Source organism: Tessaracoccus sp. MC1679, from assembly GCF_014164775.1.
GTDB lineage: Bacteria > Actinomycetota > Actinomycetes > Propionibacteriales > Propionibacteriaceae > Arachnia.
On sequence record NZ_JACJGB010000006.1, the window covers coordinates 32,586 to 52,657 of the forward strand.

The 20,072-nt window shown below is 69.0% G+C and carries 18 protein-coding genes, 1 tRNA gene and 1 riboswitch; of the genes, 12 read left to right on the forward strand and 7 right to left on the reverse strand.

Going from position 1 to position 20,072, the window contains the following annotated elements; all coding sequences use genetic code 11:
* The first annotated feature begins 24 nt into the window (after positions 1 to 24).
* The 7 genes from H5398_RS10805 to gcvP all read left to right on the forward strand — a co-directional run bounded on the left by H5398_RS10805 (position 25) and on the right by gcvP (position 9,283).
* Positions 25 to 1,020 carry a Gfo/Idh/MocA family protein gene (locus tag H5398_RS10805; protein ID WP_182800012.1) on the forward strand — a complete coding sequence of 332 codons (996 nt, stop codon included), beginning with the start codon at positions 25 to 27 and terminating at the stop codon, positions 1,018 to 1,020.
* Between the two features lie 133 nt (positions 1,021 to 1,153).
* Positions 1,154 to 2,167 (forward strand): iron ABC transporter substrate-binding protein, encoded by a 1,014-nt coding sequence (locus H5398_RS10810; protein ID WP_220489350.1) that lies wholly within the window; start codon positions 1,154 to 1,156, stop codon positions 2,165 to 2,167.
* A 5-nt stretch (positions 2,168 to 2,172) separates the two neighbouring features.
* On the forward strand, positions 2,173 to 3,705 hold the full coding sequence (locus H5398_RS10815) for an iron ABC transporter permease (RefSeq protein WP_182800014.1): 1,533 nt from the start codon (positions 2,173 to 2,175) through the stop codon (positions 3,703 to 3,705).
* Entirely contained in the window at positions 3,702 to 4,700 is a 999-nt protein-coding gene (locus H5398_RS10820) for an ABC transporter ATP-binding protein (RefSeq protein WP_182800015.1), read from the forward strand. The genes H5398_RS10815 and H5398_RS10820 overlap by 4 nt, the downstream gene beginning before the upstream one ends.
* A 47-nt stretch (positions 4,701 to 4,747) precedes the next feature.
* Positions 4,748 to 4,834: riboswitch (glycine riboswitch) on the forward strand.
* A 134-nt stretch (positions 4,835 to 4,968) separates the two neighbouring features.
* Positions 4,969 to 6,081 (forward strand): glycine cleavage system aminomethyltransferase GcvT, encoded by a 1,113-nt coding sequence (gene gcvT, locus H5398_RS10825; RefSeq protein ID WP_182800016.1) that lies wholly within the window; start codon positions 4,969 to 4,971, stop codon positions 6,079 to 6,081.
* Positions 6,082 to 6,092: 11 nt separating this feature from the next.
* Positions 6,093 to 6,455, forward strand: a complete 363-nt coding sequence (gcvH, locus tag H5398_RS10830; protein ID WP_182783081.1) for a glycine cleavage system protein GcvH — start codon at positions 6,093 to 6,095, stop codon at positions 6,453 to 6,455.
* On the forward strand, positions 6,452 to 9,283 hold the full coding sequence (gcvP, locus tag H5398_RS10835; RefSeq protein WP_182800017.1) for an aminomethyl-transferring glycine dehydrogenase: 2,832 nt from the start codon (positions 6,452 to 6,454) through the stop codon (positions 9,281 to 9,283). Before gcvH ends, gcvP begins: the two co-directional genes overlap by 4 nt.
* A 10-nt stretch (positions 9,284 to 9,293) precedes the next feature.
* Here gcvP and coaE read toward each other — a convergent pair whose 3' ends face one another.
* Positions 9,294 to 9,890 carry a dephospho-CoA kinase gene (gene coaE, locus H5398_RS10840; RefSeq protein WP_182783083.1) on the reverse strand — a complete coding sequence of 199 codons (597 nt, stop codon included), beginning with the start codon at positions 9,888 to 9,890 and terminating at the stop codon, positions 9,294 to 9,296.
* A gap of 59 nt (positions 9,891 to 9,949) precedes the next feature.
* Here coaE and H5398_RS10845 point away from each other — a divergent pair, with 59 nt between their 5' ends.
* Positions 9,950 to 10,105 (forward strand): lmo0937 family membrane protein, encoded by a 156-nt coding sequence (locus H5398_RS10845; RefSeq protein ID WP_182783084.1) that lies wholly within the window; start codon positions 9,950 to 9,952, stop codon positions 10,103 to 10,105.
* Between the two features lie 56 nt (positions 10,106 to 10,161).
* On the opposite strand, the gene rpsA is transcribed toward H5398_RS10845, so the two are convergent.
* Positions 10,162 to 11,601 carry a 30S ribosomal protein S1 gene (gene rpsA, locus H5398_RS10850; protein WP_182783085.1) on the reverse strand — a complete coding sequence of 480 codons (1,440 nt, stop codon included), beginning with the start codon at positions 11,599 to 11,601 and terminating at the stop codon, positions 10,162 to 10,164.
* A gap of 203 nt (positions 11,602 to 11,804) precedes the next feature.
* Between rpsA and H5398_RS10855 the strand changes: the two genes are divergently transcribed.
* Positions 11,805 to 12,575: a class F sortase gene (locus H5398_RS10855; RefSeq protein WP_182800018.1), complete on the forward strand. Its 771-nt coding sequence runs from the start codon at positions 11,805 to 11,807 to the stop codon at positions 12,573 to 12,575.
* Positions 12,576 to 12,578: 3 nt separating this feature from the next.
* Here the strand turns inward: H5398_RS10855 and polA are convergent, their stop codons facing one another.
* On the reverse strand, positions 12,579 to 15,254 hold the full coding sequence (gene polA / locus H5398_RS10860; RefSeq protein ID WP_182800019.1) for a DNA polymerase I: 2,676 nt from the start codon (positions 15,252 to 15,254) through the stop codon (positions 12,579 to 12,581).
* A gap of 38 nt (positions 15,255 to 15,292) precedes the next feature.
* Between polA and H5398_RS10865 the strand changes: the two genes are divergently transcribed.
* Positions 15,293 to 15,697 (forward strand): PaaI family thioesterase, encoded by a 405-nt coding sequence (locus tag H5398_RS10865; protein ID WP_182782624.1) that lies wholly within the window; start codon positions 15,293 to 15,295, stop codon positions 15,695 to 15,697.
* Between the two features lie 731 nt (positions 15,698 to 16,428).
* Positions 16,429 to 16,857, forward strand: a complete 429-nt coding sequence (locus tag H5398_RS10870) for an endonuclease domain-containing protein (protein WP_182800020.1) — start codon at positions 16,429 to 16,431, stop codon at positions 16,855 to 16,857.
* A gap of 259 nt (positions 16,858 to 17,116) precedes the next feature.
* Here H5398_RS10870 and H5398_RS17385 read toward each other — a convergent pair whose 3' ends face one another.
* From H5398_RS17385 to H5398_RS10880, 3 genes are all read right to left on the reverse strand, one after another.
* Positions 17,117 to 17,251 (reverse strand): hypothetical protein, encoded by a 135-nt coding sequence (locus H5398_RS17385; protein ID WP_255443686.1) that lies wholly within the window; start codon positions 17,249 to 17,251, stop codon positions 17,117 to 17,119.
* A 111-nt stretch (positions 17,252 to 17,362) separates the two neighbouring features.
* On the reverse strand, positions 17,363 to 17,761 hold the full coding sequence (locus H5398_RS10875; RefSeq protein WP_182782623.1) for a hypothetical protein: 399 nt from the start codon (positions 17,759 to 17,761) through the stop codon (positions 17,363 to 17,365).
* Positions 17,762 to 17,775: 14 nt separating this feature from the next.
* Complete coding sequence (locus tag H5398_RS10880) at positions 17,776 to 18,354, reverse strand: ANTAR domain-containing response regulator (RefSeq protein WP_182782622.1); 579 nt, start codon at positions 18,352 to 18,354, stop codon at positions 17,776 to 17,778.
* A gap of 133 nt (positions 18,355 to 18,487) precedes the next feature.
* Between H5398_RS10880 and H5398_RS10885 the strand changes: the two genes are divergently transcribed.
* Positions 18,488 to 18,570: transfer RNA gene (locus tag H5398_RS10885), tRNA-Leu, on the forward strand.
* Positions 18,571 to 18,627: 57 nt separating this feature from the next.
* On the opposite strand, the gene pyk is transcribed toward H5398_RS10885, so the two are convergent.
* Positions 18,628 to 20,055: a pyruvate kinase gene (gene pyk / locus H5398_RS10890; protein ID WP_182782621.1), complete on the reverse strand. Its 1,428-nt coding sequence runs from the start codon at positions 20,053 to 20,055 to the stop codon at positions 18,628 to 18,630.
* Between the last annotated feature and the right edge of the window lie 17 nt (positions 20,056 to 20,072).

The following is a 20,072-nucleotide window of genomic DNA, read 5'->3' on the forward strand; positions in this document are numbered from 1 at the left end:
ATCACCTTCCTGAGAGAGGCCACTATGACCGTGCGTTTCGGTATCCTCGGCGCCGCCGGGATCACCCCGTCCGCCCTCATCGCACCCGCCCACGCCAACCCTGATGTGCGGCTGACGGCAGTGGCCGCCCGCAACCGGGCCCGCGCGGAGGAGTTCGCCGCCGAGCACGGCATCGAGCAGGTGTTGGACTCCTACGACGACCTTCTCGCCTCCCCGGATGTGGACGCCGTCTACATCCCGCTTCCCAACTCGGCCCACGCCGAGTGGACCGTGCGTGCGGCGCGCGCCGGCAAGCACGTCCTGGTGGAGAAGCCCTACGCCTCCAACGCCGAGGAGGCCCGGCGTGTCGTCAGCGAGATCGCGGGCCTGCCTGTGGTGGTGATGGAGGCCTTCCACTACCGCCACCACCCCCTCATCCACCGGGTTGAGGAGATCCTCGCCGCCGGCACCATCGGCACCGTCACCTCCGCGAGCGCCGTGTTCGACGTCCAGGTGCCTGACCGCAGCAACATCCGGTACAACTGGGAGCTCGCCGGGGGCGCCACCATGGACCTGGGCTGCTACTCCATCCACCTGCTGCGCACTCTGCTCAAGGCGGAGCCCACCGTCGTGTCGGCCCAGGCCCGGCGGTTTGAGGGGGGCCAGATCGACGAGGCCCTCACCGCGCAGCTGGAGTTCCCGGGCGGCGTGACGGCCACGGCGTCGAGTTCGCTGCTGGAGGACGTCCAGGCCCAGACCGCGCGCCTGGTGGGCACGCTCGGCACCATCGAGTTCGAGGGCTTCGTCAAGCCACACGGCGGGAACAGCCTCACGGTCACGGTGGGAGACCACTCCACGACGGAGACCGTGGCGCCGGATGTGACAAGCTACGGGGCCCAGCTGAGCGCCTTCGTGGCGGCCGTCGAGGAGGGCGGCCCCGTGGTGATCGACGCCGCGGACTCGATCGCCACCATGGAGGTCATCGACGCGTGCTACCGGGCGGCAGGGCTCGAGCCGCGGCGAGCCGTCCCCTGGGCCTGACGCCCCGGTGTCCATGGACTGAACAGAGTTGCCGGGGGTCACCTCGAGGACTTAGCCTTACCTAAGTTACATTTTTGCAATGTTCTTAGGAGCTATTTATATGTCGCGGACCCTTCTTGCTCTTCCCCTTGTGGTGAGCCTGTTAGCTCTGGGGGCCTGCTCCCCGGAGACGCCCGCCACCGAGGCGACGCCGGCGGCCGACGCATCGCTGGATGAGGCGACCACCCTGACGCTGTACTCCGGCCGCAGCGAGGATCTGGTGGCCCCGCTGCTCGAGAAGATCGAAGGTGCCACCGGCGTGACGGTGGAGGTCCGCTACGCCGGCACCGCAGAGTTGGCCGGCCAGCTGCTCGAGGAAGGCGACCGTTCACCCGCCTCGCTGTTCTTCTCCCAGGATGCCGGGGCGCTCGGTGAGCTGAACAAGGCCGGACTGCTGGCCCCGATGCCGCAGGACATCCTGGACACCGTCGAGCCGGCCTTCCGCGACCCCAATGGCAGCTGGGTGGCCACGTCCGGGCGGATCCGGGTGCTCGCCGTCAATCCCGAGACGGCGCCGGAGGCCCTCGGCTACTCGACCATCGACGACCTTCTCGATCCCGCCAACCGCGGCCAGATCGGCATCGCCCCCACCAACGCCAGCTTCCAGTCGTTCGTGACCGCGCTCCGCGTCGCCAAGGGAGAGGCCGCGGCCGAGGAGTGGCTCACCTCGCTCACCGCCCTCGAGCCGAAGACCTACGAGAAGAACACCGCGATCCTCGAGGCGGTGGATTCCGGGGAGATCGGCATCGGACTGATCAACCATTACTACTGGCACCAGCTGCAGGCCGAGGTGGGCGATGACATCGTCGCCGAACTCGTCTACCTGGACGCCGGGGACCCGGGTGCGCTGCTGAACGTCGCCGGGGTCGGCATCCTCAACTCCGCCGACGATCAGGAGGCCGCCGCGAAGGTCGCTGCCTTCCTGGTCAGCGACGAGGCGCAGCAGTTCTTCGCCGACGAAACCGCCGAGTACCCGGTGGTGTCGGGCATCACCAGCGAGTTCGATCTCGCACCCATCGACGCGTCGAGCCAGGAGGGCGTCGATCTCAACGACCTCGATTCCCTGGCCGACACCCAGGCACTGTTGAGGAAGGTCGGACTGATCTGAGCGTCATGAGCGTCGCGCTTCAGCGTCCGCACCTCCCGCGCATCGCGCTGTGGGTGTGGACGCTGGCGGTCGTTCTGGTGACCCTGATTCCGGGGATCTACCTTGTGGTCCGCGCCGGCCAGGCGGGGCTGGGCGGGCTGGTGCAGATCCTGGTTGAAAGCCGGGCGGCGGAGCTGCTGGTCAGCTCGTTGCTCCTCGTGGCGGCCGTCACCGCGGTGGCCTGCGTGGTGGGCGTGATCCTGGCGTTCCTCGTCGAGCGCACCGACCTGCGGGGGCGACGGGTGTGGCGCGTGGCCCTCGCCCTGCCGTTGGCGGTGCCCAGCTACGTGGCGGCCTACGCCTGGGTCTCCACCGTCGGCGCCCAGGGGTTCTGGTGGTCGGTGGTGGTGTTGGGGCTGGGCACCTACCCCTATGTCTTCCTGTCCGTGTCCGCCGCTCTGCGCCGCGCGAACCAGAACGCCGAGGACGTGGCCCGCAGCATGGGCCTGTCCGGCTGGGCGGTGTTCGGGCGGGTCACCTTCCCCCATCTGAGGCCATCGATGGCAGCGGGCGCCCTGCTGGTGGCCCTCTACGCGCTCTCGGACTTCGGCGCCGTCTCACTGCTGCGTTACGACTCGTTCACCCGCGCGATCTTCATGAGCTACCGCGCCTCCTTCGACCGGACCACCGCGGCCGTGCTGGCGTTGCTCCTGATGGCGTGCACGCTGGCGATCACCTGGGCGGAGATCCGGATGCGGGGCCGGGCGGCCCGATCCGACGCGGTGGCCCACCGCACCCAGCAGCCCCTGCTCCTCGGGGCCTGGTCGACACCCGCCTCGACCGCCGCCGCCGTCGTGCTCGGGCTCAGCCTCGCCTACCCGCTGAGCGTCGTCACCGGGTGGACGTTCGTCGGGCGGAGCGCCGGCGTGGACTGGGCCGACCTGGGCCTGGCGACGTGGTCCACGCTCTGGATCTGTACACTCGCCGCGGCCGTGATCGTGGCCGTGTGTCTGCCCGTCGGGTGGGTCACCGGCCGCTCCGAGTCGAGGGCCTCGGCGTGGGTCCAGCACAGCCTCTACGTCGCCCACGCGTTGCCTGGCCTGGTGGTGGCCTTGGCGCTGGTCTTCTTCAGCGTCCGCTTCCTCGAGCCCTGGTACCAGCGCACGCCGGTGCTCATCCTGGCCTACCTGGTGCTGTTCGCCCCATTGGCCGTGGGGGCCATCCGGAGCGCCGTTCTGCAGTGCCCCCCGTCGCTGGAGGAGGTGGCAGGCTCCCTGGGCCTTGGCCCGCTGGCCACCTTCTTCCGGGTCACCCTCCCTCTGGCTACCCCAGGGGTGGTCTCGGGGTTCGTTCTGGTGCTGCTGACCGCCATGAAGGAACTTCCCGCCACGCTCCTCCTCAAGCCCACGGGTGTGGACACGCTCGCCACCCGGCTGTGGATGAACACCGACAACCTCGCCTACGCGGCCGCCGCACCCTACGGTGTGGCGCTCGTGCTGGCCGCCGTCCCCGCCACCCTTGCGCTCTCGCTTGCAGAGCGCGGAAGGAGAACCCCATGAGCCTCCAGATCAGCGGAGTGAGGCACGCCTTCGGCGCCAACACCGTGCTCCGCGACGTCGACTTCACGGTGCAACGCGGGCACCTGGCCGCCATCCTCGGGCGCTCCGGCTGCGGGAAGACCACCCTGCTGCGCATCATCGCAGGCCTCACCCGCCCAGACCAGGGCAGCGTCGTGCTCGCCGGTCGGGATCTCACGGGGATCCCCGCGCAGCACCGACGCATCGCGCTGGTACCCCAGGAGGGCGCCCTCTTCCCCCACCTCAGCGTGGCCGGCAACGTCGGTTTCGCGGTGAGAGGGCGGCATCGTCAGAGCCGGATCGCTGAGATGCTTGAGTTGGTGGGCCTGCAGGACCTGGGCGACCGCATGCCGCACGAGATCTCCGGCGGCCAGGCCCAGCGGGTGGCGCTGGCACGCGCCCTTGCGGTGCAGCCGGACCTGGTGCTCCTCGACGAGCCCTTCTCTGCGCTGGATGCGGCCACCCGCACGGCGATGCGCAGCGACGTCCGGCGCGTCCTCCACGACGCCGGCGCCTCCGCGATCCTGGTCACCCACGACCGCGAAGAGGCGCTGTCCCTGGCCGACCACCTGATCCTGATGGCGGACGGGCGTGTCATCCAGGACGGACCCCCGAGTGACGTCTACGACCACCCCGTCAGCCCACAGGCCGCGCTGCTGGCCGGCGATGCGTTCATGATCCACGCGACGGCGCGCGGCATGGCCGCCGATACCTCCGTCGGCCGAATCCCACTCGGGGTGTCCGCGCACGGCGAGGGCATGGTCCTGGTCAGGCCGGAACAGATCACCCTTGACCCGGAGGGTGCGGTGTCGGCCCGGGTGCGCGACGTGACGTTCTACGGTCACGACGCCGACGTCCAGCTCCACGGGCTGCCGGGAGGCATCGAGATGGTGGCACGCGTGCAGCGGGCCACCTGCGCCCCCGGCGACGAGGTGCGGATCAGGGTGTCCCACGCCGCGCTCTTCTGCGCGGCGTGATCCTGGCCGGGGGCCGATGACGCCGGGGCCCTCGATCGCCTAGGATGGGCGCGTACGCGGGAGAATCGGCCGAGGCCGATGCCGAAGGAGCAACCGCCCCGGAAACTCTCAGGCCCCAGGACCGCGCACGCACTGCACTCTGGAAAGTGGCCGCCAGGCCCGCCGACGGATATCAAGATCTCAGGCACCGCGACAGAGGGGGCGCTGACTATTAGGGTGGGACACGCCACCCGACGGCGCCGGTACCCGGCGGAAGGGGCAGAGAAACATGACCTCGTCATTGACCACTGCGCTGCACAGCCTCCACCTCGCCACAGGCGGGAAGATGGTCGAGTTCGCCGGATGGGAGCTGCCCGTGCAGTTCGCCGGGGTGATGCCTGAGCATCTGCACACGCGGGCGCACGCCAGCCTGTTCGACGTCTCGCACATGGGCCAGGTCCTGGTCCGCCCCGTCTCGGGCTCGATGGAGGACGCTGCCGCGGCCCTGGAGCGGCTGATCCCCTCGAGCATCCTGGGCCTGGCTGAGCACCGGCAGCGCTACGGCCTGTTCACCGATGAGCGCGGCGGCATCCTCGACGACCTGATGGTCTCCCACCACGGCGACCGGTTCCTGCTGGTGGTCAACGCCGCCCGGACGGCCCACGACCTTCAATGGCTGGCGCAGCTCGACGGCGTCACCGTCGAACACGTCACCGATCGAGCGCTGCTGGCCCTCCAGGGCCCGGAGGCCGAGGCGGCCCTCGCCACCCTGATCCCCTCAGTGACGCGGTGCACCTTCATGGACTCCCTTCCCATGGAATGGGACGGCCGCGAGGTGTGGGTGTCGCGGTCCGGCTACACCGGCGAGGACGGCTTCGAGATCTCGGTGCCCGACACGGATGCCGAGCGGTTCGCCCGCGCCCTCCTCTCCGTCGACGGCGTGCTCCCAGCCGGCCTCGGCGCGCGGGACTCGCTGCGGCTGGAGGCCGGCATGCCCCTGTACGGGCACGATCTCTCCCCAGACGTGACCCCCGCGCAGGCCGCGCTCGGGTGGGCCGTCCCGAAGGTACGCCGCGAAGGTGGGTCACGCTCCGGCGGCTTCCCCGGCGCTGACGTGGTCCTCGCGGAGCTGCGCGACGGTGCCCCGCGGGTGCGCCGCGGTCTCCGGCCCGACGGCCGCGCCCCCATCCGGGAGGGCGTGCCGGTTTACGCCGACGACGCGGCCACCGAGCCGATCGCCACCGTCACCTCGGGCGGGTTCGGCCCCACCGTCGGCGGCCCCATCGCGATGGCCATGCTCCCCGCGGGCACCGGGCCCACCGTCGTGGCGGAGCTGCGCGGCAGGCGCGTCCCCGTCTCAGTCGTCGACCTCCCCTTCATCACCCCGTCCTACAAGCGTTGAGGAGACCAGCCATGATCAAGTACACCAAGAGTCACGAATGGATCGACACCACCGGGCCCGAGTTCGCCGTCGGCATCACGGAGTACGCCGCCAACGAGTTGGGCGAGATCGTCTTCATCGAGCTGCCCGAGGTGGGTACCGAGGTGACCGCGGGGATCGAGGTGGTGGTCATCGAGTCCGTCAAGGCGGCCTCCGAGATCATGTCGCCGCTGAGCGGGGTGGTGACCGCCGTCAACGAGGAGCTCACCGACAATCCCGCGCTCGTCAACGAGGACGCGGAGGGCACCTGGTTCTTCCGGGTGGCGCCGTCGGATCCCTCCGAGGCCGAGGAGTTCCTCGACGAGGTCGCCTATGCGGCGCACATCGGCGCATGACGGGGGCCTGGCAGAGGGTCGACTACAACCCCGACGACTTCGCTCACCGTCGCCACATCGGCCCCAGCCCGGCAGAGATGCAGCGGATGCTCGAGGCCATCGGTGTCGACTCCCTCGATGAGCTCATCGATCAGACCATCCCTGAGGGGCTGCGCCAGTCTGAGCCCCTCACCTGGGAGCCACTGACCGAATACCGGCTGACCCAGAAGCTGCGCGCCGTCGCGGCCAGGAACCAGGTGGCCACCTCCCTGATCGGCCAGGGCTACTACGGCACCGTGACGCCACCGGCGATCCAGCGCAACGTGCTGGAGAACCCGGCCTGGTACACGGCATACACGCCCTACCAGCCCGAGATCGCGCAGGGCAGGCTCGAGGCGCTGCTCAACTTCCAGACCATGGTGGAGGACCTGACAGGGCTGCCCATCGCCAACGCCAGCCTGCTGGACGAGGCCACCGCAGCCGCCGAGGCCATGGGCATGGCCAAGCGGACCGCCAAGTCCAAGAGCTCGCGGTTCTTCGCGGCCGAGGACCTGCACCCGCAGGTGCTCGCGGTCCTCGCCACGCGCGCCGAGCCCCTGGGCATCGAGCTCGTGACCGGCCCGGCGGAGGACTTCGTCGCCGACGACCTGTGCGGCGCGATCTTCGCCCACCCCGGTACCCACGGCCACGTGCGTGACCTCACCGCGCAGTGCTCCGCGCTGCGCGCCGCGGGCGCGGTGTCCATCGTGGCCACGGACCTGCTGGCCCTCTGCGTGGTGAAGGAACCCGGCGCCATGGGCGCCGACATCGCCATCGGATCGGCGCAGCGGTTCGGTGTGCCGATGGGATTCGGAGGCCCACACGCCGCGTTCATGTCCTGCCGAGACGACCTGAAGCGCGCCATGCCCGGGCGGCTCGTCGGCGTCTCCGTCGACGCGGCGGGCACCCGTGCCTACCGGCTCGCCCTCCAGACCCGCGAGCAGCACATCCGCCGCGAGAAGGCCACCTCCAACGTGTGCACAGCCCAGGCGCTGCTGGCGGTGATGGCCTCGTTCTACGCCGTGTTCCACGGTCCCCTCGGGCTCAGGGCCATCGCCCAGCGCACGCACCTGATGGCCGCCACGCTGGCAGCCACGCTCAGGGCCAACGGCGCTGAGGTGGAGCCTCGGCACTTCTTCGACACCATCACCGTGCGGGTCGGCGTGGGCCAGTCCGGGATCCTGGCCGCAGCCGAGCAGCGGGGCATCAACCTGCGCCGGGTCGGCCGGAGCCGGGTGGGCATCTCCGTCGACGAGACCACGGACCTCGACGTCGTGTGGCGGGTGCTGGACGCGTTCGGCATCGACGAGCGGCCGGACCTGGGCGAGGAGCCCGCCATCCCCGACGAGCTGCTGCGCACCAGCGACTACCTGACGCATCCGGTCTTCCACATGAACCGGGCCGAGTCGGAGATGATGCGCTACATGCGGCGCCTCAGCGACCGCGACCTGGCGCTCGACCGGGCGATGATCCCGCTCGGCTCGTGCACGATGAAGCTCAACGCCGCCGCCGAGATGATGCCACTCACCTGGCCGGAGTTCGGGGCCCTGCACCCCTACGCGCCCTCGCACCAGGCCGCCGGGTACGCGGAGATGGTGGCGGACCTGGAGCAGAAGCTGTGCGCGATCACCGGCTACGACGCGTTCTCCATGCAGCCCAATTCGGGCGCCCAGGGCGAGTACGCGGGACTGTTGACCATCGCCGCGTACCACCGTGCACGCGGTGAGCGGCGCGACGTGTGCCTCATCCCCACCTCTGCCCACGGCACGAATCCCGCCTCCGCGCAGATGGCGGGGATGAAGGTGGTGGCGGTCAAGGCCACCGCAGATGGCGAGATCGACGTCGACGACTTCCGCGCGAAGGCTGCCGCCGCCGGGGAGGCGCTCGCGGCGGTGATGATCACCTACCCGTCGACGCACGGCGTGTTCGAGGAGTCGGTGCGACAGGTGTGCGACATCACCCACGAGTTCGGCGGGCAGGTCTACATCGACGGCGCCAACATGAACGCGATGGTGGGCCTGGTACGGCCGGGCGACATCGGCGGCGACGTGAGCCATCTCAACCTGCACAAGACCTTCGCCATCCCCCACGGCGGCGGCGGCCCCGGCATGGGTCCCATCGGCGTGAAGAGCCACCTGGTGGAGCACCTTCCCTCGGATCCGCGCACCGGTGAGGCGGGGGCGGTGTCGGCCGCTCCGCTGGGCTCGGCGTCGATCCTGCTCATCTCGTGGGCCTACATCCTGCTCATGGGCGGGGCCGGCCTGACCCAGGCCACGCGGGTGGCCATCCTGAGCGCCAACTACCTTGCCACCCGGCTCGGCGGGGCCTTCCCCATCCTCTACCGCGGGGCCCGGGGCCGCGTCGCGCACGAGTGCATCCTGGATCCGCGGGAGTACGCCCACCACGGGATCACCGTCGACGACATCGCCAAGCGCCTGGTGGACCACGGCTTCCACGCCCCCACCATGTCGTTCCCGGTGCCGGGCACCCTCATGGTGGAACCCACCGAGTCCGAGACCCTGGCCGAACTGGACCGGTTCGTCACCGCGATGCTGGACATCGCCCGCGAGGCCGACGTGGTGGTCGCGGGCGGCATGAGCGCTGAGGAATCCCCGCTCAGGCGCGCCCCGCACACCGCCCAGGACCTGGTGGGCGAGTGGGACCGGCCGTACTCCAGGGAGCAGGGATGCTTCCCGCCGGGCGCGTTCCGGGTGGACAAGTACTGGCCCCCCGTCGGCCGGGTGGACAACGCCTACGGCGACCGGAACCTGGTCTGCGCCTGCCCTCCCTGGGAGGGGACCGACGCCTGAGCCTGACGGCTCAGCCGCTGAGGGCGACGAGGGCGGGCCACAGGGCCTCCACCTGACGCACGGTGGAGGCCTGGTCCCCCGAGTTGTCGATCACCCAATCCGCCGCCGCGCGCCGGTCCGCCCGCGACGCCTGGACCCGGACCCTGGCCCACGCTCGGTCCAGGCTCAGGTTGTTGCGCTGCATCAACCGCCTGACCTGGGTCTCGGTGGGCACGTCAACGCAGATGATGTGGTCGAAGGCCTTGTCCAGGCCGGTCTCGACCAGCAGCGGAATCACCTGGACCGCCACCGTGCCTGGCGGGGCGGCTGCCACCAGCTCGTCGGCGCGCTGCCGCACGAGCGGATGGACGATGGCGTTGAGGTCCGAGCGGGCCTCGTCGTCGACGAACACCAGGTCGCCCAGCTTGGTGCGGTCCAGCGTCCCGTCGGCGTTCAGCATCCCGGAGCCGAAGCGCTCAACGATGCGGTGCAGCCCATCGGTGCCGGGCTCCACCACCTCCCGGGCGACAAGATCCGAGTCGATCACGACGGCGCCCAGGCGGGCGAGCTCGTCGGCCACCATGGACTTGCCCGAGGCGATCCCGCCGGTCAAAGCGATGCGTGCCATGGCCCGATGCTACTGGGGTTAGGCTGGATGCACGATCATCCCACCTCAGGAGGTAAATCATGGCAAGGATTCTGTGGATCGTGTTCGCAGTCATCATCGCACTCTGGCTCATCGGGCTGATCGCCAAGGTGGCGGGCGGGTTCATTCATCTGCTGCTGCTGGTGGCCCTGGCCATCCTCGTCTACAACCTGATCACCGGCCGGCGCGCACTCTGACAAAGCAAGGAGCCGCCCCCTCTCATCGAGAGGGGGCGGCTCCTTGATGCTACGAGTCAGCGACCGCCGGTGAGCTTGTCCCGCAGTGCCTGCAGGGTCTCATCCGAGGCGAGCTCGCCGGAGCCCTCGGACTCGGTGGTGTAGCCAGCAGCCGCAACCGTGGCCGCATCGCGGTCCGCGGTCTCGGCCGATTCGACCTGACGCTTGTGGGTCTCCCACAGGGCGTGCGCCTGGGCGTACTGGGCCTCCCAAGCAGCGCGCTGCTCGTCGAAGCCTTCCTTCCAGTCGTTGGTCTCCGGATCGAAGCCCTCGGGGTAAATGTAGTTGCCCTGGTCGTCGTAGGACGCCTGCATGCCGTAGAGCAGCGGATCGAAGTCGTCAGCTGCGACGTCGACGCCCTCGTTGGCCTGCTTCAGCGACAGCGAGACGCGACGGCGCTCCAAGTCGATGTCGATGACCTTGACCATGCGGTCGTCGCCCACGGAGACAACCTGCTCGGGGATCTCCACGTGACGCTCGGCCAGCTCGGAGACGTGCACCAGGCCCTCGATGCCCTCGCCGACCCGCACGAACGCGCCGAACGGAACGAGCTTGGTGACCTTGCCGGGGACGATCTGCCCGATCTGGTGCAGGCGGGCGAACGTCTGCCACGGATCTTCCTGGGTGGCCTTCAGCGACAGGGAGACGCGCTCACGATCCATGTCCACCTCGAGCACCTCGACGGTGACGGGCATGCCCACCTCGACCACCTCGTTGGGGTGATCGATGTGCTTCCAGGAGAGCTCGGAGACGTGCACGAGGCCGTCGACTCCGCCGAGATCGACGAAGGCGCCGAAGTTGACGATCGAGGACACGACACCCTTGCGGATCTGGCCCTTCTGCAGCTGCGTGAGGAACGTCTGGCGCACCTCGGACTGCGTCTGCTCCAGGTAGGCGCGGCGGGACAGGACCACGTTGTTGCGGTTCTTGTCCAGCTCGATGATCTTGGCCTCGAGCTCCATGCCCACGTAGGGCTGAAGGTCGCGGACGCGCCGCATCTCGACAAGCGAGGCGGGAAGGAAGCCGCGGAGGCCGATGTCGACGATGAGGCCGCCCTTGACCACCTCGATGACGTGGCCGGTGACGACGCCGTCCTCTTCCTTGACCTTCTCGATCGTGCCCCAGGCGCGCTCGTACTGAGCCCGCTTCTTGGACAGGATGAGGCGACCCTCCTTGTCCTCCTTCTGCTGAACGAGGGCCTCGATCACATCGCCGACCTGGACCACGTCGAACGGGTCCACATCGTGCTTGATGGAGAGTTCCTTGGAGGGGATGACGCCTTCGGTCTTGTAACCGATATCGAGCAGGACCTCGTCCCGGTCGACTTTGACGACGGTGCCAGAGACAATGTCTCCGTCGTTGAAGTACTTGATGGTGGCGTCGACCGCGGCCATGAAGGCCTCTGGGGTGCCGTAGTCATCGACCGTAACGGTCGGTGCCTCAGTGGAGGAGGTCATGTAGTAAGGGCTCCGAAAGTGAATGACAGTGCACAGCAGCCCTGCCGAAACGCGCGGTCCCCACTCCGTCCGAGGGATCGCAGGCCACAATGCCTCCCCAGCCTAGCTTTGATGGGGTTCAGGAGCAACCTGGGTCAGTCCCTGCCACGGTGGGTTGTCCACAGGGCTTCTCGCCGGTCGTGGGCGCTGCCTAAGCTTGGTGTGTGACCACTCCTCCGCAGCAGTCGCGCTCGCGCCTCCCCCTGCTCATCGTCCTTGCCGCGGCGCTCGTGGTCGTTGCGCTGATCGCGCTGATGATTCCCAGGGGCGAGGACACTGACGCCCTCCCCGTCCCGGCCACCTCCACGCCCGTCCCCGCCGCCTCCGCGCGGCCCTCGCCGTCGACGGCTCCCCCGACGCCCTCCGTCAGCCCCTCTCCCCTGCCGGCGAGCTCCTCTCCGGCTGCCGGGCCCCCCACCCTCGGCACCGCGACGCCTGACTGCACGGATCCGGCCGCCGGCTTTGTCCCAACCCGCTTCGCGATCCCGGCCGTCGGTGCTGACGAGCCCGTGGTCTCGCTCAACCTCGACGAAGACGGCAACATAGCCGCGCCGCCCAAGGACGAACCGCGAACCGCGTCCTGGTGGAACGCCGGCCCGATGCCCGGCGGCGACGCGGGGAAGGCCCTCCTCTCCATCCACACGTACCGCACGGGCAAGGCGTTGGGCAACGAGCTGTACGCCGGCGGTGAGCCGCAGCTCGTGGCCGGGGACCTGATCAAGCTGTACGGCGACGACGGCGTGGTCCAGTGCTACGAGTTCACCAGCTCCACCAAGGTGTGGGTGGCGGACTACGACCCGAACTCCGACGTGATGGTGGACTTCGAGGGAGCCCCGCAGCTGGCCATCATCATCTGCTGGGACTACAACCGCTCCAGCGGGGAGTGGGACTCGCGGATCTTCTTCTACGGCACGCCGGTCAGCGCCTCGGCCTGATCCTCAGTGGGCCGCCGACTGCCACGAATCGCCCACCCCAACGGAGACTTCCAGCGGAACCGCAAGGCTGAACGCACCCGTCATCTCCGCCTGGACCAGGTCAGTCAACCGCTCGCGTTCGCCTGGGGCCACCTCGAACACGAGCTCGTCGTGGACCTGGAGGAGCATGCGGCTGGCCAGTCCCTCCGCCTCGATGGCCCGCGCCACGTTGATCATCGCCACCTTGATCACGTCAGCCGCGGACCCCTGGATGGGTGAGTTGAGCGCGGCCCGTTCCGCCATCTCCCGGCGCTGCCGGTTGGTGGTGGTGAGGTCCGGCAGGTATCGGCGTCGGCCGAGCATCGTCTCGGTGAAGCCCCGCTTGCGGGCCTCCTCCACGACGGCGGCCAGGTACTCGCGCACGCCCCCGACCCGCGTGAAGTAGTCCTCCATCAGGGTCTTGGCCTCGCCCACCGAGATCTTGAGCTGGTTGGACAGGCCGAAGGCACTCAGCCCGTAGGCCAACCCGTAGTTCATGGCCTTGATCTTGGCGCGCATCTCCCCGGTGACGTCCTGCGGCTCCACGCGGAACACCAGCGAGGCCATCTCGTTGTGGAAGTCGCGACCGGAGGTGAACGCCTCGATCAGGCCCTCGTCGCCGCTGGCGTGGGCCATCAGCCGCATCTCGATCTGCGAGTAGTCCGCCGACATCAGCGACTCGAACCCCGCCCCCGGCACGAACGCGGAACGGATCTGGCGCCCCATGGAGGTGCGGATGGGGATGTTCTGCAGGTTGGGATCCGTCGAGGACAGCCGGCCGGTGGCCGCGATGGTCTGCACGTAGGTGGTGTGGATGCGGCCGTCGTCGCCGATGGCGGCCAGCAGCCCGTCGACGGTCTGGCGCAGCCGGATCTGGTCGCGGTGGGCCAACAGGTGACCCAGGAAGGGATGCTCGGTCTTGACGAACAGCGACTCCAGGGCATCGGCGTCGGTGGTGTAGCCGGACTTCGTCTTGCGGGTCTTGGGCATGCCCAGCTCGTCGAACAGCACGGACTGCAGCTGCTTGGGGGAGCCGAGGTTCACCTCGTGCCCCAGCACGTCGAAGGCCGCCTGCTGAGCGGCCGCGACGGCGCCGTCGAACTCATCGCGGAGGGCCTGCAGCCGGGCGATGTTCACGGCCACACCCACCCGCTCCATCGTCGCCAGGGTCCGTTGGAGCGGAAGCTCGACGTCGGCCATCAGGGCCGCCGCGTTGCGCTCCATCAGCTGGCCTTCCAGCGCCTCGGCCAGGTCGAAGACGGCCCGAGCAAGCAGGAGCGCCCGCTCCATGGACCCGTCGTCGGGCTCGCCGAAGTCCAGCGTCGCCTGCGCGTCGTCCGGGGCCATGGGCTCTGCGGAGAGGTCGCGCTGCAGGTAGCGCACAACCAGGTCCCCCAAGTCGTAGGTCCGCTGGTCCGGGCGCAGCAGGTAGGCCGCCAGGAGGGTGTCCTGCGCGACGCCGACCAGATCCCATCCGCGGGCCCAGCACGCCAGGGTGGGTCCCTTGGCTTCGTGCACCAGCTTCCCGCGCGACGGGTCCGCCAGCCAGGCGGCAAGCGCGGCGTCGTCATCGGGGGTGAGGTCTGCCGTGTCCACATAGGCTCCGGCACCGTCGGCGGCTGCCAGCGCCAGCGCCGTGACGTCCCCGGTGCCGCCGCCCCAGCGACCCACCAGGTGCAGCGCGGTGCGCTCCGTGGCGTGGGCGTCGAGCCAGGCAGCGACCTCACCCTCCGCCAGACGGTCCCCCTGCACAGCGAAGCTCTCGGTGGCCACGGGCTCGGCGGGCGCCAGGTCCAGGAGCCGCTCGCGCAGCACCCGGAACTCGAGCGCGTCGAAGAGCTGGTGCACCCGCTCGCGGTCCCACTCGTGGCGGGCGGTGGCGTCGAGGGTGATGTCGAGGTCGAGGTCGCGGACGAGCGCGTTGAGTCGGCGGTTGCGCACCACGCCGTCGAGGTGGGCGCGGAACGACTCCCCCGCCTTGCCAGGCACCTGCTCGGCCCGGGCGACGAGGTTGTCCAGGCCGTCGAACTGGTCCAGCCACTTGGCTGCGGTCTTCGGGCCGACGCCCGGGACGCCTGGGAGGTTGTCGCTGGTCTCGCCGACGAGCGCGGCGAGCTCCGGGTATCGACTGGGGGCAACCAGGTACTTCTCGGTGACGGTCGCGGGGGTCATCCGGGCGAGGTCGGAGACCCCCTTGCGGGGATAGAGCACGGTGACGTGGTCGGTGACCAGCTGCATGGCGTCCCGGTCCCCCGAGACGATGAAGACGTCGTAACCTTCCGCCTCAGCCTTCGTCGAGAGCGACGCGATGATGTCGTCGGCCTCATAGCCCGGCATCTCCAGGTAGGGCACGTTGAGCGCGTCGAGGACGTCCTTGACAAGCGCCACCTGCCCCTTGAACTCCTCGGGTGACTTGGCGCGGTTGGCCTTGTACTCCGGGTACTGCTCAGTCCGGAACGACTCCCGCGCCACGTCGAACGCCACCACCAGATGCGTGGGCTGCTCGTCGCGCAGCACATTGATCAGCATCGAGGTGAAGCCGAACACCGCGTTGGTGTGTTGCCCCGTCGTGGTGGCGAAATTCTCCACGGGCAGCGCAAAGAAAGCGCGGTAGGCCACCGAATGGCCATCGATCAACAGCAGCTTGCCCGAGTCAGTCACACCGGCGAGCCTACCGAAGGTGTGGAAGAGTGCGGCCCATGAACAGCGTGCCCCCCTGGCTGCCCGACATCACCTCGCCCCTCGACGACAAGCTGGGCGTCGAGATCACCGAGCTGACGCCCGAGCGCGTCGTCGGCTCGATGCCCGTGGAGGGCAACCTGCAGCCGTTCGGGCTCCTGCACGGGGGAGCTTCGGGCGTCCTGGTGGAGACGCTGGCGTCGATGGGGGCGATGGCGCACGGCTATCCGGACCGCGTCGGTGTAGGGGTGGACCTGAACGTGACGCACGTTCGGGCGGCCAGGACGGGGCGCGTGACGGGGACGGCGACCGCGATCCACCTGGGCCGGTCCATCGCCACGTACCGCGTCGACATCGTCGACGACGAGGGTCGGCTCACTGCGACGGGTCGGTTGACGTGCCACATGATCTCGCCGCCCCGGTAGTTCGGTCGCTCTCGCCCCACCGTCGAGCCCGCTCCGAGCCACCCAACTGAGCACGACACGCCGCCCGAGTCCGCTCACACCCACACCCCTGGCCAAGCAACGCGCTTCCGACGGCGTTTCGTGCCCACCCCACCGATGCGCCCGCCCCACCGTCGCGCCCCATGCCGAGGCACCCACCGGAGCACGACACGCCGCCCGAGTCCGCTCCCACCCACACCCCTGGCCAAACAGAGAGCTTCCGACGGCGTTTCGTGCGCGACCTGCGGCCTGTCCACAGCCACGCGACGGGGTGGGAAATGGCCTGCGCGCTCCACGAACAAGGGCAGGTGAGGATCTACCATTCCCGCGGCGCCGGCGGCGTTGTCACACGCAAGGAACTTCTGGCTGAAGGTATGTCCCGCAGACAGATCGAGGCAGCAGAGCTCGACGGTTCACTCCTCCGCGTTGACAGGTGCAGGTATGCACGCGCCAACGCTATTCCGGAGGTCGTCGCCGCAGCGCGCGCTGACGCCACCCTGACATGCCTTTCTGCCTTGGCCGCACACGGCCTGTGGACCCTTCCGTCGACCGGTCTTCATCTGCGACGGGGTAGCTACGGGATGCGCAAACGCGACCTGCCCCCTGGCGGTCGGCTGTGTTTCAGTCCTTCAGCGCCGACGGTCAAACCGCTCGACTCGATACCTGCCGCGCTGGGTGCCGCTGTCCGCCACCACAGTGCCGAGGAAGCTGTCATGGCGATGGACTCGGTCCTGCATCGCCGACTGTTGACAAGGGCTGAGCTGGAGTCCCACTTTGCGGGAGAGGGGCCGCGGGCCAGGGAACTTCTGGCGCGCGCCGACGCTCGGACCGAGTCTGCACTTGAGTCCATCGCACGGCAGCGTCTCCGTGCTGCCGGCTTTCAACCCCGTGTCCAGGTGCCGATTCCACGGCTCGGGCGCGTCGACATGATGATCGGGCGGCGCCTGATCATCGAGACCGACGGTCATCAGTTCCACACCGGCGAGGACAGCTTTGAAGAGGACCGGCGCAGGGATCGTGTGGCCGCAAGTCTTGGGCTGGTATCCGTCCGGCTGACATGGACGCAAGTCCTCAACCAGTGGGACGAAGCGCTCGCAGACATCCGCGCCATTGCGGATCGCACGAGGCGCCGTCGGCCCTGACGGAGCTGTCACAGCGTCAGGGCCAAAGCCACCGAACGGTCCGTGCACGAATGTCCGGCCGAGTGCCCCACCGCCGCCACCGTCGTACCCGAGGAGCGGTTCCGACGGCGTGTCGTGCACAGGGGGGCGGCCCACACCCAGTCCTGTGGAGCGGGACCCGGGACCTGGGTGCGCACGAATGTCCGGCCGAGTGCCCCGCCGACGCCACCGTCGTACCCGAGGAGCGGTTCCGACGGCGTGTCGTGCACAGTGGGGCGGCTCACTCCCCGGCGTGTGCAGCGGAGACCCGGGGGATCCGGGTGCGCACGAATGTCCGGCCGAGTGCGCCGTCGGTGCCGTAGTTGCACACGAGGAGGGGTTCCGACGGCGTGTCGTGCACAGGGGGGCGGCCCACACCCAGTCCTGTGGAGCGGACTCGGGACCTGGGTGCGCACGAATGTCAGGCCGAGCGCCCCGTCGATGCCGCAGTTGCACACGAGAGGCGGTTCCGACGGTGGGTCGTGCCTCAGGGAAGGAACAGGGACTCGTACGGCGCAATGCGGACCAGCCCGTCGGCGCGCCCGGCCAGCCGCGGCTCCCCACACACCAGGGCATCCGCCGCAAGCCGGGTCACCGCGACATACTCCGCATCCCGCAGCGACTCCCAGCCGTGCTCGAGCGCCATCTCCCAGGCCAACCGCCGCGACACCCGGTCGTTGAGTACCCGAAGCTTCGCCTCAGCCACCCGATCCAACAGTCCCAGCGCATCCCGCCTGTCCAACCCGTCGCGGACGCGAGCGAGCACCAGCTCGAGGGCCTGGGCCCGGACAGGGTTGGGCGCGACGAGGCTGTGGTCTGGGTGGACCGGAACCCCGCCGTCGATGATCGACAGCAGGACGGGGGCGTCGACGACGAATCGAGTCACCGCGACCCCGCGCGTTACTTCTTCTTGTGCGAGATGACGCCGTCGGCGACGTCGCGCATGGACTTGCGCAGGTCCATGGCGGTCTTCTGGATCCAGCGGAACGCCTCGGGCTCTGTGAGTCCGAGGTCCTGCTGCAGGATGCCCTTGGCCTGGTCGATGACCTTGCGCGACTCGAGGCGCTCCTCGAGCGAGACCAGCTCGTCCTCGATGGCCTTGATCTCCTGGAAACGGCCCAGCGCGATCTCGATGGCGGGCACCACATCGGAGGCGCCGAACGGCTTGACGACGTAGGCCATGGCGCCGGCCTCGCGCGCGCGCTCGACGAGGTCACGCTGGCTGAAGGCGGTCAGCATCACGACGGGGGCGATGCGCTCCTCGGCGATGATCTCCGCGGCGGTGATGCCGTCCATCTTGGGCATCTTGACGTCCATGATCACCAGATCCGGCTCCAGCTCACGGGCCAGCTTGACGGCCTCTTCGCCGTCGCCGGCTTCGCCGACCACCTCATAGCCCTCCTCGGTCAGGAGTTCCACCAGGTCCAGGCGGATCAGCGCCTCATCCTCGGCGACGATCACTGTGGGCTTCTTATTCATCCGTTGGTCACTTCTTTCTGGCGGCCGGCCGCAAGAGGGCCTGAAATACCTGCGCTGATCCTACTCGGCATTGCCGCGGGATTCCCACTCAGCGCCGAGGGTGGGCGGTGTGGCACAATGTTTCACGCGCTGCGCCCGGGTGGCGGAATGGCATACGCGGACGGCTCAAACCCGTCTGGCCGAAAGGCCTTAGGGGTTCGACTCCCCTCCCGGGCACGAGCAGGAACGCAGAAAGGGAGCCCCGAGGGGCTCCCTTTCGCTGTTGTGACGGGCTCAGCTGAGTTCGCCGAGCTCCTTGACCTTGTGCACGCGCAGGGTATTCGTCTTGCCGGGGATGCCCATGGGCGAGCCCGACACGATGACGATGCGCTCGCCAACTTCGATCATGCCGCGGTCACGCAGGTGGCGGTCGACGGCCTCGACCATCTCCTCCTGCTCCGCGAACTCGGGCGTGATCTGGGTGTCCACGCCCCACGACAGGGTCATGGTCTGCTGGGTGGAGCGCTCCGGCGAGAACACCAGCATGGGGATGGGGGAACGAAGCCGCGACAGCCGGCGCCCCGTATCGCCCGACTTCGTGAAGGCCACCAGGTAGCGGGCGCCGATGCGCTCGGCCACCTCGGCGGCGGCCTTGGCCAGGATGCCTCCGGTGGTGTGCGGGTCCCAGTCGATGATGTGGATCTCGGCGTGGCCCTCGCGCTCGGTCTTCTCGACGATGCGCGCCATGGTGGAGACGGTCTCTACCGGGAAGTCACCGACGGAGGTCTCGCCCGAGAGCATGACCGCGTCAGCCCCGTCGAGGATGGCGTTGGCGACGTCAGAGGCCTCCGCGCGGGTGGGCCGCGGGTTGGTGATCATCGACTCCAGCATCTGGGTGGCGACGATGACCGGCTTGGCCCACTTGCGGGCGGCGCGGATGATGCGCTTCTGCACCAGCGGGACGTCTTCGAGGGGCAGTTCGACGCCCAGGTCACCGCGGGCGACCATGAACATGTCGAACGCGTCGATGATGTCCTGCAGGTTGGCGATCGCCTGCGGCTTCTCGAGCTTGGCGATGACGGGGACGTGGCGCCCCTCCTCGTCCATGATCTCGTGCACGCGCTTGATGTCGTCGCCGGAGCGGACGAAGGACAGCGCGACCATGTCGATGTCCTGGTGGAGGGCCCAGCGGAGGTCCCGCTCGTCCTTGTCGCTCAGGGCGGGGACGGACACCGCGACACCTGGCAGGTTGATGCCCTTGTTGTTGGACACGGGGCCGGGGACGGTGACGACGCACACCACGTCGGTGTCGGTCACTTCGAGGGCCTGGAGGCCCACCTTGCCGTCGTCGATGAGGATGTGGTCACCCACATGGACATCGCCCGGAAGGCCCTTGTAGGTGGTCGAGCAGCGCTCGACGGTACCCAGGATGTCGTCGGTGGTGATGGTGAACTGGGCGCCGGTGGCGAGGAAGACCTTCTGGTCATCCACGAAACGGCCCAGGCGGATTTTGGGGCCCTGGAGGTCCGCGAACACACCCACAGTCTTGCCGACGGCTTCTGAGGCGGCCCGCACATTCCTGAGGCGGTTTCCGTGCTCCTCGTAGTCTCCGTGGCTCATGTTGAGACGGGCGACGTTCATGCCCGCGTTCATCAGCTCGATCAGGCGGTCAACGGTCTCGGCGGAGGGGCCGAGGGTACAGACGATTTTTGCTCTACGCACGGGGCAACCCTACCGGA

Bases quoted from the DNA above. Each gene is read 5' to 3' on its own strand.
- H5398_RS10805 (WP_182800012.1), top strand. From the start codon at position 25: ATGACCGTGCGTTTCGGTATCCTCGGCGCCGCCGGGATCACCCCGTCC.
- H5398_RS10815 (WP_182800014.1), top strand. From the start codon at position 2,173: ATGAGCGTCGCGCTTCAGCGTCCGCACCTCCCGCGCATCGCGCTGTGG.
- H5398_RS10820 (WP_182800015.1), top strand. From the start codon at position 3,702: ATGAGCCTCCAGATCAGCGGAGTGAGGCACGCCTTCGGCGCCAACACC.
- gcvT (WP_182800016.1), top strand. From the start codon at position 4,969: ATGACCTCGTCATTGACCACTGCGCTGCACAGCCTCCACCTCGCCACA.
- gcvH (WP_182783081.1), top strand. From the start codon at position 6,093: ATGATCAAGTACACCAAGAGTCACGAATGGATCGACACCACCGGGCCC.
- gcvP (WP_182800017.1), top strand. From the start codon at position 6,452: ATGACGGGGGCCTGGCAGAGGGTCGACTACAACCCCGACGACTTCGCT.
- coaE (WP_182783083.1), bottom strand. From the start codon at position 9,890: ATGGCACGCATCGCTTTGACCGGCGGGATCGCCTCGGGCAAGTCCATG.
- H5398_RS10845 (WP_182783084.1), top strand. From the start codon at position 9,950: ATGGCAAGGATTCTGTGGATCGTGTTCGCAGTCATCATCGCACTCTGG.
- rpsA (WP_182783085.1), bottom strand. From the start codon at position 11,601: ATGACCTCCTCCACTGAGGCACCGACCGTTACGGTCGATGACTACGGC.
- H5398_RS10865 (WP_182782624.1), top strand. From the start codon at position 15,293: ATGAACAGCGTGCCCCCCTGGCTGCCCGACATCACCTCGCCCCTCGAC.
- H5398_RS10870 (WP_182800020.1), top strand. From the start codon at position 16,429: ATGGCGATGGACTCGGTCCTGCATCGCCGACTGTTGACAAGGGCTGAG.
- H5398_RS10880 (WP_182782622.1), bottom strand. From the start codon at position 18,354: ATGAATAAGAAGCCCACAGTGATCGTCGCCGAGGATGAGGCGCTGATC.